General features: G+C 63.4%; 14 protein-coding genes. 9 read left to right on the top strand and 5 right to left on the bottom strand.

Annotation, left to right across the window (positions count from 1 at the left end; all coding sequences use genetic code 11):
• The first annotated feature begins 151 nt into the window (after window positions 1-151).
• From AC07VY_RS08760 to AC07VY_RS08720, 9 genes are all read left to right on the top strand, one after another.
• Entirely contained in the window at window positions 152-1,786 is a 1,635-nt protein-coding gene (locus AC07VY_RS08760) for a sensor histidine kinase (RefSeq protein ID WP_495096957.1), read from the top strand.
• On the top strand, window positions 1,767-2,474 hold the full coding sequence (locus AC07VY_RS08755; protein WP_495096958.1) for a response regulator transcription factor: 708 nt from the start codon (window positions 1,767-1,769) through the stop codon (window positions 2,472-2,474). The genes AC07VY_RS08760 and AC07VY_RS08755 overlap by 20 nt, the downstream gene beginning before the upstream one ends.
• Window positions 2,475-2,639: 165 nt before the next feature.
• Window positions 2,640-3,104, top strand: a complete 465-nt coding sequence (locus AC07VY_RS08750; RefSeq protein ID WP_495096959.1) for an SgcJ/EcaC family oxidoreductase — start codon at window positions 2,640-2,642, stop codon at window positions 3,102-3,104.
• A gap of 94 nt (window positions 3,105-3,198) precedes the next feature.
• The gene (gene can, locus AC07VY_RS08745) at window positions 3,199-3,867 is read left to right on the top strand and encodes a carbonate dehydratase (protein WP_495096960.1); all 669 of its coding nucleotides are present in this window, start codon (window positions 3,199-3,201) and stop codon (window positions 3,865-3,867) included.
• A 36-nt stretch (window positions 3,868-3,903) separates the two neighbouring features.
• The gene (aceK, locus tag AC07VY_RS08740) at window positions 3,904-5,703 is read left to right on the top strand and encodes a bifunctional isocitrate dehydrogenase kinase/phosphatase (protein ID WP_495096961.1); all 1,800 of its coding nucleotides are present in this window, start codon (window positions 3,904-3,906) and stop codon (window positions 5,701-5,703) included.
• A gap of 1,167 nt (window positions 5,704-6,870) precedes the next feature.
• Window positions 6,871-8,763, top strand: a complete 1,893-nt coding sequence (gene thiC / locus AC07VY_RS08735; protein WP_495096962.1) for a phosphomethylpyrimidine synthase ThiC — start codon at window positions 6,871-6,873, stop codon at window positions 8,761-8,763.
• 46 nt (window positions 8,764-8,809) lie between these two features.
• A complete protein-coding gene (locus AC07VY_RS08730; protein ID WP_495096963.1) occupies window positions 8,810-9,991 on the top strand; it encodes an acetyl-CoA C-acyltransferase in 1,182 nt (393 codons plus the stop codon).
• Between the two features lie 167 nt (window positions 9,992-10,158).
• Window positions 10,159-10,479 (top strand): DUF6172 family protein, encoded by a 321-nt coding sequence (locus tag AC07VY_RS08725; RefSeq protein WP_495073937.1) that lies wholly within the window; start codon window positions 10,159-10,161, stop codon window positions 10,477-10,479.
• A gap of 23 nt (window positions 10,480-10,502) precedes the next feature.
• Window positions 10,503-10,868 (top strand): hypothetical protein, encoded by a 366-nt coding sequence (locus AC07VY_RS08720; RefSeq protein ID WP_495073936.1) that lies wholly within the window; start codon window positions 10,503-10,505, stop codon window positions 10,866-10,868.
• Window positions 10,869-10,974: 106 nt separating this feature from the next.
• Here the strand turns inward: AC07VY_RS08720 and AC07VY_RS08715 are convergent, their stop codons facing one another.
• The 5 genes from AC07VY_RS08715 to ahcY form a co-directional block, all read right to left on the bottom strand.
• Entirely contained in the window at window positions 10,975-11,529 is a 555-nt protein-coding gene (locus tag AC07VY_RS08715; RefSeq protein WP_495119482.1) for a lactonase family protein, read from the bottom strand.
• Window positions 11,513-12,793, bottom strand: coding sequence for a beta-propeller fold lactonase family protein (locus tag AC07VY_RS08710; protein WP_495119481.1), 1,281 nt, complete (start codon window positions 12,791-12,793; stop codon window positions 11,513-11,515). Before AC07VY_RS08710 ends, AC07VY_RS08715 begins: the two co-directional genes overlap by 17 nt.
• A 440-nt stretch (window positions 12,794-13,233) precedes the next feature.
• Window positions 13,234-14,082, bottom strand: a complete 849-nt coding sequence (metF, locus tag AC07VY_RS08705) for a methylenetetrahydrofolate reductase [NAD(P)H] (protein WP_495096965.1) — start codon at window positions 14,080-14,082, stop codon at window positions 13,234-13,236.
• The gene (locus AC07VY_RS08700; protein WP_495096966.1) at window positions 14,079-15,083 is read right to left on the bottom strand and encodes a TlyA family RNA methyltransferase; all 1,005 of its coding nucleotides are present in this window, start codon (window positions 15,081-15,083) and stop codon (window positions 14,079-14,081) included. Before AC07VY_RS08700 ends, metF begins: the two co-directional genes overlap by 4 nt.
• Window positions 15,084-15,135: 52 nt before the next feature.
• Complete coding sequence (gene ahcY, locus AC07VY_RS08695) at window positions 15,136-16,569, bottom strand: adenosylhomocysteinase (protein ID WP_495073933.1); 1,434 nt, start codon at window positions 16,567-16,569, stop codon at window positions 15,136-15,138.
• Window positions 16,570-16,631: the final 62 nt, after the last annotated feature.

The following is a 16,631-nucleotide window of genomic DNA, read 5'->3' as shown; positions in this document are numbered from 1 at the left end:
TGGTCGGGCCAGTCGTCCGAGGGTTAGGGTAGCTGGTTTTATTTCAGGTTTTGAATGGCGTCCTGGCAGGCTGGATGCCATTGGGTGGTGTTCATGCCCGGTTCACCGGTTTGTCATCTGCCGTTCATGCTGCGCAAACTGATAATGGCGCATGTTCCGTAAACGTCTTACCGTGGCCCTGGGTGTGCTGGCTGTGGCCGCGCTGTTGCAGGGCGGAGTGTCTTTGTGGGCGCTGCAGGCCGCAAGTGACAAGGTCTACCGTGGCCGGGTCGCCAGCGACGTATTGGCGGGTTTTCTGGAGCTCTATGGCACCAAGCAGCGCCTGCGCGCCTGGCTGTCGCAGTCTTTGCTGGGCGCGCCGGTAGATCCGCAGCTGCGCGAAAAGCTGCAGAACGACATGGCTGCCACCCTGGCCAGCCTGGACGCCATGGCCGTGCTGGCTGCTGAGCTGGATGGCGACCGCGACGCCGTGCAGGCCGAACACCACCAGCGCCAGGAGGATTTGGTCGTACTGCACCAAAGCCTGGACGAGCTGCGCACCGCCATGGCCAGCGTGCAACCCCAGCCGCTGAACGCCAACCCGGTGGCGGTGTGGTCCGAGATCACCCGTGTGTTCGATGTGTCCCAGGGGCGCGATTTGCGCTCGCTGCTGGCGCGCAATATCGAACGTGAAAAAGCCGCCGTGGCGCGCGACCGCGCCGCGGCCGACAGCTCGCTGGCCCTAGTGCGTACCCTGGCCCTGGGCGCCGCTACCTCGCTGGCCCTGGCGGCCGCGCTGCTGGCCCTGTACTTTGCGCGGGCGCTGCGCCAGCCGCTGGAAGAGCTGAGCAACGGTGTGGAAGCGCTGCAGCGCGGCGAATTGCAGCACCGCATTCCCGACCACCGGCACGACGAGTTTTCGCGCTTTGCCCAGCGCGTTAATACCATGGCCGCCGAGATCGCCCACCACCGCGAGCGCGAGGTGCAGGCCCGCCAGCGGCTGGAGGATTTGGTGCAGGCGCGCACGGCAGAGCTGGAGGAGGCGCTGCAAACCTTGCGGCAACTCGAGGCCCGGCGCCGCCAGATGTTTGCCGACATCAGCCACGAGCTGCGTACGCCCACCACGGTCATCCGCGGCGAGGCCGATATTGCCTTGCGCGGGCAGGACAAGCCGGCAGAGTATTACCAAGGTGCCATGCAGCGGATCGTGAGCTCCGCCAAGCAACTCGGCGGTGTGATCGATGACCTGCTGACCATGGCGCGCAACGACATTGACACGCTGGCTCTGCATCGCACACCGCTGGACGTGGCCGAGCCCTTGCAGGACGCCGTGGAGCAGGCCCGAGCCCTGGGCCGTGAACACCGCGTGCAGGTGGAGTACGCCTCGCCGGACGAGTCTTTCAGCTGGCGCCTGCTGGGCGATGCACAGCGCCTGCGCCAGCTGTTCACCCTGTTGCTGCACAACGCCGTGCGCTATTCGCATGCTGCGGGCCGGGTGCAGGTGCGGGCTAGCACCGTGGTAGACGCAAATGGCGCAGCCCAGTGGCAACTGCACGTGACCGACCATGGCATAGGCATCAGCGCCGATGACCTGCCCCGCGTGTTCGAGCGCAACTTTCGCGGTGAAAATGCCCGCCTGCACCGCGCCGATGGCAGCGGCCTGGGCCTGGGCTTGCCGATTGCGGCCATGCTGGCACATGCGCACGGCGGCCATATCGATATCGACAGCCAGCCAGGCCAGGGCACCACGGTAAGCTTGTGGCTGCCACTGTTGGCAGAACAAGCCTATGAACATACTGATCGTTGAAGACGACGCCCGCGTCGCTGATTTTCTGGACCGCGGCCTGCGCGCCGAGGGCTACCGCGTACAACTGGCGCGCAACGGCACCGACGGCCTGGCCCAGGCACGCGTGCTGGCCCAGCAGTCGCGCGACGAAGACACCCCTGCCGTGATGCTGCTGGACGTGATGCTGCCCGGCATGGGGGGGCTGGAGGTCTGCCAAACCCTGCGCGCCGCTGGCGTGGCCCTGCCCATACTGATGCTTACCGCCCTGGGCTCGCTGGATGACCGCGTCTCCGGCCTGCGCCTGGGGGCTGACGACTACCTGGTCAAACCCTTTGCGTTTGAAGAGCTGTTGGCCCGCATCGAGGCGCTGATGCGCCGATCGCGCGACGTGGCTCCCGCCAATGCGTCCCGCCTGGTGGTGGGCGACCTGGTGCTGGACCGCGACGCCATGCGCGTCACCCGGGGGAATCAGCCCGTGACCTTGACGGCCCGCGAGCTGGCCGTGCTGGAGCTGCTGATGTCGGCCCCGGGCCGTTTGTTCAGCCGCGAACGCATCCTGTCCGCGGTGTGGGGCTCGCACGAGGACCCGCTGACCAATGTGGTGGACGTCTACATCCGCCGCCTGCGCAGCAAGATCGACGACGGCCAGGCCCAGCCACTGATCCACACCCAGCGTGGCCTGGGCTACCGGCTGGAGGCTTTGCCTTAAAACAGATTCATCTTCTGTTCATCTTGGCGTTAACCACGGTTCACGCAGCAAGCGACTTAGGGTTCATGCCCGCGCCAGACACTGGTTGCACTGCAGCAGATGGATTCCGCTGCAGGATTTTCCCCCGCTGCTGTAGCGAGGGCCAACCTTTGAAAGAGTGCAAATATGTCTACCGTTTCCAACCGTCTGATTCCTGTTGTGGCCCTGGCCTCGCTGCTGGCTGCTGGCGCCGCCAGTGCCCAGACCTGCCAGACCATCAGTGAAAAAGAAGTGGCCAGCCTGTTCGACCGCTGGAACGATTCGCTGAAGACCCTGGACCCTGCCAAGGTTACGGCCAACTACGCACCCGATGGCGTACTGCTGCCCACGGTGACCAATGAGCCACGCAGCACGCCGGCCGACATCCAGGACTACTTCGTCAAGTTCTTGAAGAGCCAGCCGCAAGGCGCGATCGACAAGCGCTTCATCAAGATAGGCTGCAATGTGGCGCAGGACGTGGGGACCTACACCTTTACCTTCAAGGACGGTGGCAAGGTACATGCCCGCTACACCTATGTGTACGAGTACACCAACGGCCAGTGGCTGATCACCAACCACCATTCGTCTGCGATGCCTGAAAAGAAGGGTTGATAAGCAGGGCCGGCGGCCCCGGGGCAGACGGGCGCGCCGGCCGTCCGGCCGCCCCTGTGCCTGGGCTGTAACCAACACACGGCAAAATGCGGGTATGACCAAGACTACCCCCGATATCCCCGACATCTTCGCCAACAACCGTGCCTGGGCCGAGCAAATGGAGCGTCAGCGCCCCGGATTTTTCACTGGCCTCAAGGCCCAGCAAAAGCCCAAGTACATGTGGATCGGCTGCTCCGACAGCCGCGTACCGGCGAACGAAATCATGGGCCTGGCACCGGGCGAGGTGTTCGTGCACCGCAACGTGGCCAATGTGGTCGTGCATTCCGATCTGAACGCCTTGTCCACCGTGCAGTTCGCGGTGGACGTGATCAAGGTGGAGCACATCACCGTGGTGGGACATTACGGTTGCTCTGGCGTTGCGGCGGCTTTGTCCGGCCTGCGCGTGGGCCTGGCCGACAATTGGTTGCGCCACATCCAGGACGTGCGCGACCGCCATCGCGGCCTGCTGGACACGATTCCCGAGCCACACCGCCATGACGCGCTGGTGGAACTCAATGCCATCGAGCAGGTGGTGAATGTATGCCAGTCCACCGTCATGCTGGACGCCTGGGGCCGTGGGCAAAAAGTGATGGTGCACGGATGGGTGTATGGCATCCACGACGGCCTGCTGCAAAACCTGCACATCAGCGTGGGTGGTGTGGACGAGCTGGAGGCCGCCTACCGCGCTGCAGTGGACCATGTTTTCCTGACGGAGCGCAAGTAATACCTGCGCTTGCAGCTATTTAATCGATAGCAATTCATGTTTCCGCAACGGCTGGACTCGCCGCTCGCTCACCGTATCGCCAAGGCCATCATGGATGGCTTCAACCGGCACTACCGCCTGTTCCGCACCGAGTCGGCGCGGGCCAAGCACCGGTTTGAAACGGCCGACTGGCGCGCCCAGCAGCGGGGCCAGCGCGAGCGCATTGAGTTCTACGACCTGCGCGTGCGCGAATGCAGCACCCGGCTGGAGCGCGAGTTCCAGGCGGGAGAGCAGGGCCAGGAGGTGTGGCCGCAGGTCAAGCTGCATTACATAGGCCTGCTGGTAGACCACCACCAGCCCGAGTTGGCCGAGACCTTCTTCAACTCGGTCACCACCAAGATACTGCACCGCAGCTACTTCCATAACGGCTTCATCTTCGTACGCCCTGCGGTCAGCACCGAGTACATCGAAAACGACCCGGCGGAAAAGCGCCCCACCTGGCGTGCCTACTACCCGTCGCGCGACACCATGGGCGAGGTGCTGCAGCGCATGGTGCAGGACTTTGAGCTGCGCCGCCCGTTCGACGACCTGGCACGCGACACCGGCCATGTGCTGGAGGCGTTGCTGCGGCACCTGGGCGAGTTCACGCTGCGCGCCAACTTTCAGTTCCAGGTGCTGTCGGGCTTGTTCTTCCGCAACAAGGGTGCGTATGTGTGCGGCAAGGTGATCAACGGCTTCAACGCACTGCCGTTTGCCTTGCCCATTCTGCACAACGCGCAGGGCAAGCTGGTGATAGATGCCGCGCTGTTCGGTGAGGACGACATGCTGCGCCTGTTTAGCTTTGCGCGCGCCTACTTCATGGTGGAGATGGAAATCCCCAGCGCCTATGTGCAGTTCTTGCGCAGCATGATGCCGCGCAAGCCGCGCAATGAAATCTACAACGCGCTGGGCCTGGCCAAGCAGGGCAAGACCCTGTTCTACCGCGACCTGCTGCAGCACCAGCGCCACTCCAGCGACCAGTTCCGCATCGCGCCCGGCATCAAGGGCATGGTGATGCTGGTGTTCGATTTGCCCTCGTTCCCCTATGTGTTCAAGCTCATCAAGGACTACTACCCGCCGCAGAAGGACACCAGCCGCGAGCAGATCCAGGCCAAGTACCAGTTGGTGAAGCACCATGATCGCGTGGGCCGCATGGCCGACACGCTGGAATACAGCGGAGTGGCCTTTCCGCGCGACCGCTTCTCGGACGATCTGATCGCAGAAATCGAGAAGTTCGCCCCCAGCCAGATGGAGATCAGAGACCGGGATGGCGACGGCCAGCTGGAGGTCATCCTCAAGCACGTCTACATCGAGCGCCGCATGATCCCGCTGAACATCTATCTGCAGGAGGCGTTTGACCAAGGGCCGAACGACCCACGTGCGCGTGCGCAGATCGAGCGCGTGGTCATCGAATATGGCAACGCCATCAAGGACCTGGTGGCCGCCAACATTTTTCCGGGCGATATGTTGTGGAAAAATTTTGGCGTGACGCGCCACGGCAAGGTGGTGTTCTACGACTACGATGAGATCGAATACCTGACCGACTGCAACTTCCGTAAAGTGCCCGAGCCGCGCAACGAGGAAGACGAGATGAGCGGTGAGGTCTGGTACAGCGTGGGCCCCAAGGATGTGTTCCCCGAGACCTTTGCCCCGTTTCTGCTGGGCAACCCCGCTGTGCGTGAAGTCTTCATGAAGCACCACGCGGACCTGCTGGACGCCGGCTTCTGGCAGTCCCACAAGGAGCGCATCCAGGCCGGCCATGTGCACGACGTGTTTCCGTATGAACAGGATAAGCGGTTTAGGCTACAAGTCGACTGAACGGTCTGCTGCCACGGCATTGAAATTGCGCGTCTAGGTGCAGCCAGACATGCAATTTTGAACTATAAACCGCTCACGTGGTTGCTTTACCTGCCAGAGTTGGGATGACGGCTAAGATGGCTGCCGTCCATTTGCTTAAGCTTATGCCATGACAGTCACGGCTTCTGAAGCCCAAGCCGTTTGTGGCTACGTTCGGCTGACGGCTGACGGCTGACGCTCGGTTTCCGTATGATCGCGTGAGGAGGTTCAGGCGTCATTGCCGTCGACGTCTCTAAATTATGAAAGAAAAGCAGTTTTCCTCGTCTATTGCGTCGTCGCGGTTCGAATTCGAAGGCGCCAGCGTGTCTAGTTTTCACCCTTTTCTCCTGAAACGCCAACAGTTGACGAGTCGCTTGCTGAGCTATGCAGAGGCCATGAGTGCCGGTAGTCGGGCCGAGGCAGAAGGCAGTTGTTTGGCGGCGTCCCTGGAGCTCGCTGCGTATGCGCAAGATTTGGGTTTTTCTCCCCGCCTGGTGATGTGGCGAGTTGTCGGTGACCCGGCATACCGGGACCACTGGGCCGTCGCTATCGAATCCAAGCTGGTCATAGACCCAACTAGGGTTCAGGTTGATGGCATCACTGACATTCTGCATGCCATCTCTGACTATCCACCAAACTATTCGGTCCCGCGGCTATATCCTTACACCTCGGTTGTCCATTCGGCGGTATCCACGGTCAAGAGTGGGCGGCGAATTTCGGGGCGGTTTATGCTGGGACTGCGGTGGCGGATTTTTTGCTACGAGTTGATCCGGGCGCGCGAGAAGCGGGATTGGTCAGATCTGGGACTCGCAGTGTCTATGTTGTGGCACTTTTGCACCCGGTATCCGGTGCACCATGTCCGACGTTCTCTGGAGTCGCGCCTGCAGCGTTTGCAATAGGTAGGTGTTGCACATCGCGTACACTCCGCGCTGCCCGGGGTGTGCAGTTAGCTGCGCTGAGATGGAATCCAAACCCGCGAACTTGATCTGGTTCATACCAGCGTAAGAAGAGCTTGACGACAGCGTTCTATCCGTAATTTTCGGGTGCGCTCCGTCTACACGCCCCCTCTGCCACGATGCGGGGCATCTCCTTGGGAGTTTGCGCGGTCTGGCTGCGCTTTCGGGTCCCACTTCCAAAGGAGAACCCACCATGAACGCGCCCGATAAATTCGTCCAGCTACTCAACTACGCCTGCGATCCCCTGCCAGCCTCCACCAAGCGCTACATCCAGGGCAGCCGCCCCGACCTGCGCGTACCGGTACGCGAGATCATGCAGAGCAACGGCGAAACTGTGGCGGTGTACGACACCTCCGGCCCCTATACCGATCCGCATGCCCAGATTGATGTGCGCGCCGGTCTGCAAGCTCTGCGCGCGGGCTGGATCGAGTCGCGCCTTGATACCGAAACCTATGCCGCACGCATCCGCAAGGCGTTGGACGATGGCCGCCAGAGCGAAGAGCACGACGCCCTGCAACTGCTGCGCGCCCAGGCCGCCGGTCTGCAGCGCACGCCACGCCGCGCCAAGGCCGGCGCCAACGTGTCGCAGATGCATTACGCCCGCAAAGGCATCATCACCCCCGAGATGGAATTCGTCGCCCTGCGTGAGAACCAGAAGCTGGAATGGATGGAGCAGTACGCCGCCAATACCGAGCGCGACCAGCGCCTGGCGGGCAACAGCTTTGGTGCCAGCATCCCCAAGGTGGTGACGCCCGAGTTCGTGCGCTCCGAGGTGGCCCGCGGCCGCGCGGTGATCCCGCTGAACATCAACCACCCCGAAGTCGAGCCCATGGCCATCGGCCGCAACTTCCTGGTGAAGATCAATGCCAATATCGGCAACTCGGCGGTCACCTCCAGCATCGAGGAAGAGGTTGAAAAGCTGGTCTGGGCGATCCGCTGGGGCGCTGACACGGTGATGGACCTGTCCACCGGCAAGAACATCCACACCACGCGTGACTGGATCATCCGCAACTCGCCCGTGCCTATCGGCACCGTGCCGATCTACCAGGCGCTGGAAAAGGTGGGCGGCATTGCCGAAGACCTGACCTGGGAAATCTTCCGCGACACCTTGATCGAGCAGGCCGAACAGGGCGTGGACTACTTCACCGTGCACGCCGGCGTGCGCCTGCCCTTCATCCACCTCACCGCGAACCGCATGACCGGCATCGTCTCGCGCGGCGGCTCCATCATGGCCAAGTGGTGCATCGCCCACCACAAAGAGAATTTCATCTACACCCATTTCGATGAAATGACCGAGATTCTCAAGGCCTACGACGTCAGCTACTCGCTGGGTGACGGCCTGCGCCCTGGATCTGGTGCCGACGCCAACGACGAAGCCCAGTTCGCCGAGCTGCGCACCCTGGGCGAGTTGACGCAGAAGGCCTGGGAGCAGGACGTGCAGGTGATGATCGAAGGCCCGGGCCACGTGCCCATGCACATGGTGCAGGCCAATATGACCGAGCAGCTCAAGCACTGCCACGAAGCGCCGTTCTACACCCTGGGCCCGCTGACCACCGACATCGCGCCCGGCTATGACCACATCACCAGCGGCATCGGCGCGGCCATGATCGGCTGGTTCGGCACCGCCATGCTGTGCTACGTCACACCCAAGGAACATCTGGGCCTGCCCGACCGCGACGACGTGAAGACCGGCATCATCACCTACAAGATCGCCGCCCACGCCGCCGACGTGGCCAAGGGCCACCCCGGTGCGCGCTACCGCGATGATGCGCTGTCCAAGGCGCGCTTCGAGTTCCGCTGGATGGACCAGTTCAATCTGTCGCTGGACCCGGAAACCGCCAAGAAATTCCACGACGAAACCCTGCCCAAGGACTCTGCCAAGGTGGCGCATTTCTGCTCGATGTGCGGCCCCAAGTTCTGCTCGATGAAGATCACCCAGGAGGTGCGCGAATACGCCAAGAACCTCGGCGTCAGCGAGGAAGAGGCCGCGCTGCAAGGCATGCAGGACAAGTCGGAAGAGTTCAAGAATGGTGGCGGGGAGATCTACGTTCCCGTGAATGGTGTGATTCCCATCCAGCAGGCCTAGGCAAGAGTAGAGTGGGGCGCTAACTTGTACGCCAAGGAGCGCCACCATGACCCTTACCGCAATGGATCCCATCGTCATCCTGGGGGCGGCCCGCACGCCCATGGGCGCATTCCAGGGCACCCTGGCGCCGCTGGCCGCGCATGACCTGGGGGGCGCCGCCATCCAGGCGGCGGTGGCCCGCGCCGGCGTGGATCCTGCGCGCATCGACCAGGTCGTTTTCGGCAACTGTCTGATGGCCGGGCAGGGCCAGGCGCCTGCCCGGCAGGCGGGCTTCAAGGGCGGGCTGCCGCAAAGCGCGGGGGCTGTCACCTTGTCCAAGATGTGCGGCTCCGGCCTGTTCGCGGCCATGCTGGCGCACGACATGCTGCGTGCGCGCAGCCTGGACCTGGTGGTGGCCGGCGGCATGGAGAGCATGAGCAACGCGCCCCACCTGCTGCCCCAGGGACGTAGCGGCATCCGCATAGGCCATGGCCGGGTGCTGGACCACATGATGCTCGACGGGCTGGAAGATGCCTACGAGCTGGGCCGCTCCATGGGCAGCTTTGGCGAGGACTGCGCGGCCCACTACGGCTTCAGCCGCGCGGCGCAGGATGCGTTCGCCACCACCAGTGTGCAGCGCGCCCAGGCTGCCATTGCGTCCGGTGCGTTTGCGGACGAGATCACGCCAGTGGCGGTGCGTGGTGTGGAGGTCCAGGTGGACGAGGCGCCAGGCCGCATCCGCCTGGACAAGATTCCCACGCTGAGGCCCGCATTCAAGCCCGACGGCAGCATCACCGCGGCTAGCAGCAGCTCCATCAGCGACGGCGCCGCCGCCCTGGTGCTGGCCCGCGCCTCGACTGCCGCCCAATGGCCCACGCCGCCGCTGGCGCGCATCGTCGGCCACGCCAGCCACGCACAGGCGCCGGCCTGGTTCAGCACGGCCCCGGTGGGCGCGGTACAGAAGCTGCTGGACAAGATCGGCTGGCGCGTGGCGGATGTGGACCTGTGGGAGGTGAATGAGGCCTTTGCCGTGGTGCCCATGGCGCTGATGGCCGAGCTGGGCATGGAGCACGGCCGCGTCAACCTGCACGGCGGCGCCTGCGCGCTGGGCCACCCGATTGGCGCCAGCGGCGCGCGCATCCTGGTCACGCTGCTGTACGCGCTGCGCCAGCATGGCCTGCGCCGAGGCGTGGCCACCCTGTGCATAGGCGGTGGTGAGGCGGTAGCCATGGCGATTGAGTTGCTATGAAAGCAGAGGTTGCGGCGGCCAAGTTTGAATTTTTGATGAAAAGTGGCTCTGGCGCAGATAAAAGTTGCGCCATATGCTATCAAAACAATAGCAGTCGCCAAGCCCCATAATCGAACGCCTGCCGTTTAGCTCCCAACCAGGGTGGTTTCGGCGTCTCAAAGGCATCTGTGAAAAAAACATTCCAACTGAATATCGAAGGCAAGCACCGTGACCGCGTGCTGGACGCCACCAAGCACGAAATCCGCAAATACATGCAGCGCCAACTGCGCAAGCCCTTGCCTGCCGGCGTGGACTACTGGGACTGGGACTGCAAATTTGGCAGCAGCGCGGACACCGCCGTCGTGGCGCATTACGCCGCCATCACCAAGCTGATAGACGAAATTGCCGCCAGCGGCGCCGCCTCGTTCTACATCGAGCTGGTGGCCAAGAACGGCGTGCGCGCCGCCAAGCCTGCACGCCAAGACGATAGCGACGACGCGGAAGACTGAAACCCGCTACGCCTTAGCTGAACATGCTGAACTACCTGGACTTCGATTACAGCGAAGACACGCAAGGCTACGGCAGCTTCGAGGCCATGGCCTCCACCCAGCCGGCGCAGGTGGCCGCCGTGCGCCAGGAGATGGCCCAGGTGCTGGACTGGGCTTTTACGGCCTTCCCCGGCCTGCGCGCCCCGTTGGACGAGGGTGGTGAGTGGGATTTTCATGTGCACGGCCAGCAGGAATGGGCCGCTTCCGAAGCGCTGGACTACGACGAGCAGACCCACCAGTTCAGCGCCCGGCTGGCGCCTGCCGGGCCACCGCGTTGCACGGTGACCCTGTCGCTGACCGGCAGCGCGCAGTTTTGCGATGCCTTTCGGCAGCGCTTTCTACCGGACTGATCAGCGCGTGCCCTGCGTGAGCAGGGCACATCTATAGCCCTAAAAAAAGCCCCCACGCCGCTGGGCGGGCCGTGGGGCTGCCGCACTGGGCGTGCAATGCCTGTCGTTAAGGTGCGAACGTGGTGATGATCGAATTGGGGTAAGTTCCCGCTGCCACCGTGGCCGGGCTCAGCGCCGTGAGTACGCCACCCGTGCCTATGCTGTACTGTGACACCGTGCCGTCGCCGGTGTTCGCCACATAGGCATAGCGTCCCGTGGGATCGACGGTGACTGACATGGGGCTATGTCCCGTAGTCACTGTGGCCGGACTCAGCGCCGTGAGCGCGCCGCCCGTGCCTATGCTGTACTGCGACACCGTCCAGGTGCCGTTGTTCGCCACATAGGCATAGTGCCCCGTGGGATCAACGGTGACCGATTGCGGGAAAGCTCCCGCCACCACCGAGGCAGGGCTCAGCGCCGTGAGCGTGCCATCCGTGCCGATGCTGTACTGCAACACCTTGCCGTTGTTGGCGTTGACCACATAAGCATAGTGCCCCGTGGGATCGACGGTGACTGAAACGGGGTTGACTCCCGCCGCCGCCGTGGCCGGACTCAACGCCGTGAGCGCACCGTCCGTGCCTATGCGGTACTGCGACACCGTGTTGTCATTGAAGTTCGCCACATAGGCATAGTGCCCCGTTGGGATCGACGCTGACTGAAACGGGGGCAACTCCCGCCACCACTGTGGCCGGGCTCAGCGCCGTGAGCGCGCCGTCCGAGCCAATGCTGTACTGTGACACCGTGTTGCCGGTGTTCGCCACATAGGCAAAATGCCCCGTGGGATCGACGCTGACTGAAACGGGGGCAACTCCCGCCACCACTGTGGCCGGGCTCAGCGCCGTGAGCGCGCCGTCCGTGCCTATGCGGTACTGCGACACCGTGTTGCCGTTGTTCGCCACATAGGCAAAATGCCCCGTGGGATCGACGGTGACCGCATTGGGGTTCGCTCCCGTCGCCAAGGTAGCGGGGCTCAACGCCGTGAGCGCGCCGTCCGAGCCAATGCTGTACTGCGACACCGTGCTGTCGCCGAAGTTCGCCACATAGGCGTAGCGGGCTCGGCTGACGCAGGCTACCGCCACATCGACCACATTGGCCGCAACCCCAGAGCCCGAGCCGTTGCTGACCGTGCAGGTCTGGCCGCTGGGTTGGGTGCCCACAGTGACGGCATAGCTGCCGCCAGCGGCGACCGGCGTGGCAACGCTGAAGCTGCCGTTGGCGCTGAGCGTGGACGCGTCGGCCGCGTTGTTCAGCAAGGTGACGGAGCCCCCCGATGCCAGGCCGGTGACCGTGCCGCTGATGGTGTAGGTGGTGGCCGAGCAGGTAATCTGCACATTGGACACATTGGCCGAAACCCCAGAGCCCGAGCCGTTGCTGACCGTGCAGGTCTGGCCGCTGGGTTGGGTGCCCACAGTGACGGCATAGCTGCCGCCAGCGGCGACCGGGGTGGCAAAGCTGAAGCCGCTGATGGCGCTGAGCGTGGTCGGGTCAGCCGCGTTGTTCAGCAAGGTGACGGAGCCCCCCGATGCCAGGCCAGTGACCGTGCCGCTGATGGTGTAGCTGTTGACGGAGCAGGTAATCTGCACATTGGACACATTGGCCGAAACCCCAGAGCCCGTGCTATTGCTGACCGTGCAGGTCTGGCCGTTGGGTTGGGTGCCCACGGTGACGGCATAGCTACCGCCGGAGGCGACCGGGGTGGCAAAGCGGAAGCCGCTGTTGGTGCTGAGCGTGGTCGGGTCAGCCGCGTTGTTCAGCAAGGTGACGGAGCCCCCCGATGCCAGGCCAGTGACCATGCCGCTGATGGTGTAGCTGGTGATTGCAGGTGTTGAAGGCGGCACCGCCGCGCTATCGCCGGCGCCCCCACATGCGCTCAAAAGGAGCGTCATACAAAGCCCCCAAATACCTGTGACGCCACGCAGCCTCTGCTGCATAAGCCGGAATTGCATAAAGTACCTCTAATGACATGGACCCGCTGCCAGAGCCGTACCCCTGCTGGGTCGCACTGGGTTGCCTGGCGGCAACCGCGAAATGTAGCTAACTTTCATGAGTCTGAGTGAGCCCCGAACGATGAAAGAAACTTGATACTGGAGGTGCCAGGATCGAAGCCGAGAAAATTCTTGAGGGCATGCATTGGCCAACTACTGCCCCAACGACCTCTACGAGCTGCACACCACTACGCGCAACAAGCCCAAGAGCGCACAAAAGCGACCATTAACCATCGTCGCTTGCGGGCAGCAGGCGACGATTTGGTGATGTCGTGTATTCAGAGAAGCGTCATAGCTGCAGGTGCAACTGGAATATGCGCTGGAGACCTTGTCTTTGCAGATCAGGCCGCCAGACGGCCCAGGCGCTTGCAGATTTCCAGCGTGGCTGCGCTCTGGTTCATGGCGTAGAAGTGCAGGCTGGGGGCGCCACCGGCCACCAGGCGTTCGCACAGCTCGGTCACCACGTCCAGGCCAAAGGACTTGATGCTGGCGGTATCGTCGCCAAAGCCCTGCAGACGCAGGCGTATCCAGCGCGGAATCTCCGCACCGCAGGCATCACTGAAGCGCATCAGCTGGTTGGAGCTGGAGATCGGCATGATGCCGGGCACCACAGGCACCGCCACACCCAGCTTGCGCGCGTCTTCCACCAGGCGGAAGTAGGCGTCGGCGTTGTAGAAATACTGCGTTATGGCCGAGTTGGCGCCCGCATGCACCTTGATGGCGAAGGCGTTCAGGTCGGCGTCGGCCGACTTGGCTTGCGGGTGGATTTCGGGGTAGCAGGCCACCTCGATGTGGAAGGCATCATCGGTCTCGGCGCGGATGAAGGCCACCAGGTCGCTGGCGTACTGGAATTCACCGCCCGCACCGTAGCCGCTGGGCAGGTCGCCGCGCAAGGCCACCAGACGTTTCACGCCCATGGCCTGCAGCGTGGCCAACTGGGCCCGCACGGTGGCTTTGGTCGCGCCCACGCAAGAGAAATGGCTGGCCGCCGGCACGCCTTCGGCCAGGATCTCGGCCACGGTGGCAAATGTGCCCTCCTGGGTCGAGCCGCCAGCGCCAAAGGTGACCGAGCAGAACTCGGGTTTCAGCGCGTACAGCGCCTGGCGCACGATGCGCAGCTTGGCCGCGCCTTCGTCCGTCTTGGGCGGGAAGAATTCGAGACTGATAGGGAAATTGGATGCGAGGCTCATGGGGCTCTCTTTGCAAAAATGAAGAATTCACGGTTGCCATCGCCACCGGCGACGGCGCTGTCAAACCAGTCCAGCACTTCCAGGTCGAGCTCGGCGCAGCAATCGCGCAGGCGCGCTTCCACCACGGCGTACATGGATTCGTCGCGCACGATGCCACCCTTGCCGACCTGGCCGGGCTGCAGCTCGAACTGCGGCTTGACCAGCATCAGCAAATGGCTGTCGGGTTTGAGTAGCGGCACCAGGGCCGGCAGTATCAGCGTCAGCGAGATGAAGGACACATCGCCCGTGACCAGGTCGAACTCGGGCTCGGTATCCAGTCCGTCCAGGCCGGCCTTGCGGCGGTGCTTGGTGGGCGCCGCAACTTCGGGTTCGGCGTCCAGGGCGCGGGCATTCACCTTGCCGGTGGCCTGTGCCATATGGGCTTCCACCTCGGCGTCGTCGGCATCGTCGCTGTCGTCGTAGTCGGTGACTTCGCCGTTGCCGTTCATCCAGCTGTAGGGCGAGACGGGCTCGGGGTCGGTCACGGCTGCGGGTTCCCAATGCTCGGACAAGACATGCTCGCAAGCGTCCTGCAGGGACTCGGGCGTGAGCGAGCGGGCGTTCAGCCCCTCCACACACAGCACCCGCTTGTCCTCGCGCAGCTTCTGGTGCAGCTGGCCATGGCCTACGTCCACCCCGGTGACTTGCGTCGCACCGGCTTGCAGCAGGCAGTCGGTAAAGCCGCCAGTGGACTGGCCCACGTCGAACACTTTCAGGCCGCTGGCGTCCAGGCCGACATGCTTCAGCGCGGCTTCGAGCTTGAGCCCGCCGCGCGAGACATAGCGTGCCTCGGCAGCGTCCAGCAGTTCCAGCTGGGCATCTTCCGGGATGTCGTCCTTGTTCTTGGCGACATCACGCCATTTGATGCCGTCAAACCAGCGCATGCCTCCGGCAATCAGGCGCACGGCCTGCGAGCGGGATGCGGCCATGCCGCGTTCTACGAGTAATTGGTCAGCGCGCATGGGGCTCCGTATGGGGGTGATAACTCCCCCGGGGAGCGGGGGAGCGGACGCTTTAGTAGCGGTATGTTTCGGCCTTGTAGGGGCCGTTCTTGGACACGCCGATATAGGCGGCCTGCTCGTCGGTCAGTTCGGTCAGCATGGCGCCGACCTTCTTCAGGTGCAGGCGGGCGACCTTTTCGTCCAGGTGCTTGGGCAGTACGTACACCTTGCCGGGCTGGTAGGCGTCCTTCTTGGTGAACAGTTCGATCTGGGCGATGGTCTGATTCGCGAAGCTGGCCGACATCACGAAGCTCGGGTGGCCGGTGCCGCAGCCCAAGTTCACCAGGCGGCCCTTGGCCAGCAGGATGATCTTCTTGCCGTCAGGGAACTGGATGTGGTCCACCTGGGGCTTGATTTCTTCCCACTTGTACTGCTCCAGTGCGGCAACTTCGATTTCGTTGTCGAAGTGGCCGATGTTGCAGACGATGGCCTGGTCCTTCATCTTCAGCATGTGGGCGTGGGTGATGACGCTCTTGTTGCCGGTGGTGGTGACGAAGATGTCTGCGTGTTCGCAGGCATAGTCCATGGTCACGACGCGGTAGCCTTCCATCGCGGCTTGCAGTGCGTTGATCGGGTCGATCTCGGTCACCCACACTTGTGCGCTGAGTGCGCGCAGCGCCTGGGCCGAACCCTTGCCCACGTCGCCGTAGCCGGCCACACAAGCCACCTTGCCGGCAATCATCACGTCGGTGGCGCGCTTGATGCCGTCCACCAGGGATTCGCGGCAGCCGTAGAGGTTGTCAAACTTGCTCTTGGTCACCGAGTCGTTGACGTTGATGGCGCGGAACAGCAGCGTGCCCTTGGCCGACATTTCGTTCAGGCGGTGCACGCCGGTGGTGGTTTCTTCGGTTACGCCGATGATCTCAGCCGACTTGCGGGTGTACCAGGTGGGGTCTACGGCCAGCTTGGCCTTGATGGCGGCGAACAGCAGGGTTTCTTCTTCGCTGGTGGGGTTGCCGACCACGCTGATGTCCTTCTCGGCGCGTTGGCCCAGGTGCATCAGCAGCGTGGCGTCGCCGCCGTCGTCCAGAATCATGTTCGGACCTTCGCCGGGCGTACCCTTGGCGCCGAAGTCGAAGATGCTGTGGGTGTAATCCCAGTAGTCTTTCAGCGACTCGCCCTTGATGGCGAAGACCGGCGTGCCGGCGGCGGCAATCGCAGCAGCGGCGTGGTCTTGGGTCGAGAAGATGTTGCACGAAGCCCAACGCACTTGGGCGCCCAGGGCTTGCAGGGTTTCGATCAGCACGGCGGTCTGGATCGTCATGTGCAGCGAGCCGGTGATGCGCGCGCCCTTCAGCGGCTGGGCTGCGGCGAACTCTTCGCGGATGGCCATCAGGCCGGGCATTTCGGTTTCGGCGATGCGGATTTCGCGCTGGCCCCAGGCGGCCAGGCTCAGGTCGGCAATGGCTTGGTCGGCGGTAGAAATTGGTTTGAGAACTGCGTTCATGGTGGGCTCCAAAACAGGTTGGTACATGTTGGTAGGGCCACTGCGCAGACGCTGAACCGGGA

The organism is Rhodoferax sp. GW821-FHT02C08, from assembly GCF_059421805.1.
The sequence above is the reverse complement of the archived record's forward strand: the minus strand, read 5'-3'. Positions and strand labels throughout refer to the sequence as shown.

Coding starts and splice junctions, on each gene's coding strand:
- AC07VY_RS08760 (WP_495096957.1), top strand. CDS start 152: ATGTTCCGTAAACGTCTTACCGTGGCCCTGGGTGTGCTGGCTGTGGCC.
- AC07VY_RS08750 (WP_495096959.1), top strand. CDS start 2,640: ATGTCTACCGTTTCCAACCGTCTGATTCCTGTTGTGGCCCTGGCCTCG.
- aceK (WP_495096961.1), top strand. CDS start 3,904: ATGTTTCCGCAACGGCTGGACTCGCCGCTCGCTCACCGTATCGCCAAG.
- metF (WP_495096965.1), bottom strand. CDS start 14,082: ATGAGCCTCGCATCCAATTTCCCTATCAGTCTCGAATTCTTCCCGCCC.
- thiC (WP_495096962.1), top strand. CDS start 6,871: ATGAACGCGCCCGATAAATTCGTCCAGCTACTCAACTACGCCTGCGAT.
- ahcY (WP_495073933.1), bottom strand. CDS start 16,569: ATGAACGCAGTTCTCAAACCAATTTCTACCGCCGACCAAGCCATTGCC.
- AC07VY_RS08755 (WP_495096958.1), top strand. CDS start 1,767: ATGAACATACTGATCGTTGAAGACGACGCCCGCGTCGCTGATTTTCTG.
- AC07VY_RS08710 (WP_495119481.1), bottom strand. CDS start 12,793: ATGACGCTCCTTTTGAGCGCATGTGGGGGCGCCGGCGATAGCGCGGCG.
- AC07VY_RS08700 (WP_495096966.1), bottom strand. CDS start 15,083: ATGCGCGCTGACCAATTACTCGTAGAACGCGGCATGGCCGCATCCCGC.
- AC07VY_RS08730 (WP_495096963.1), top strand. CDS start 8,810: ATGACCCTTACCGCAATGGATCCCATCGTCATCCTGGGGGCGGCCCGC.
- can (WP_495096960.1), top strand. CDS start 3,199: ATGACCAAGACTACCCCCGATATCCCCGACATCTTCGCCAACAACCGT.
- AC07VY_RS08720 (WP_495073936.1), top strand. CDS start 10,503: ATGCTGAACTACCTGGACTTCGATTACAGCGAAGACACGCAAGGCTAC.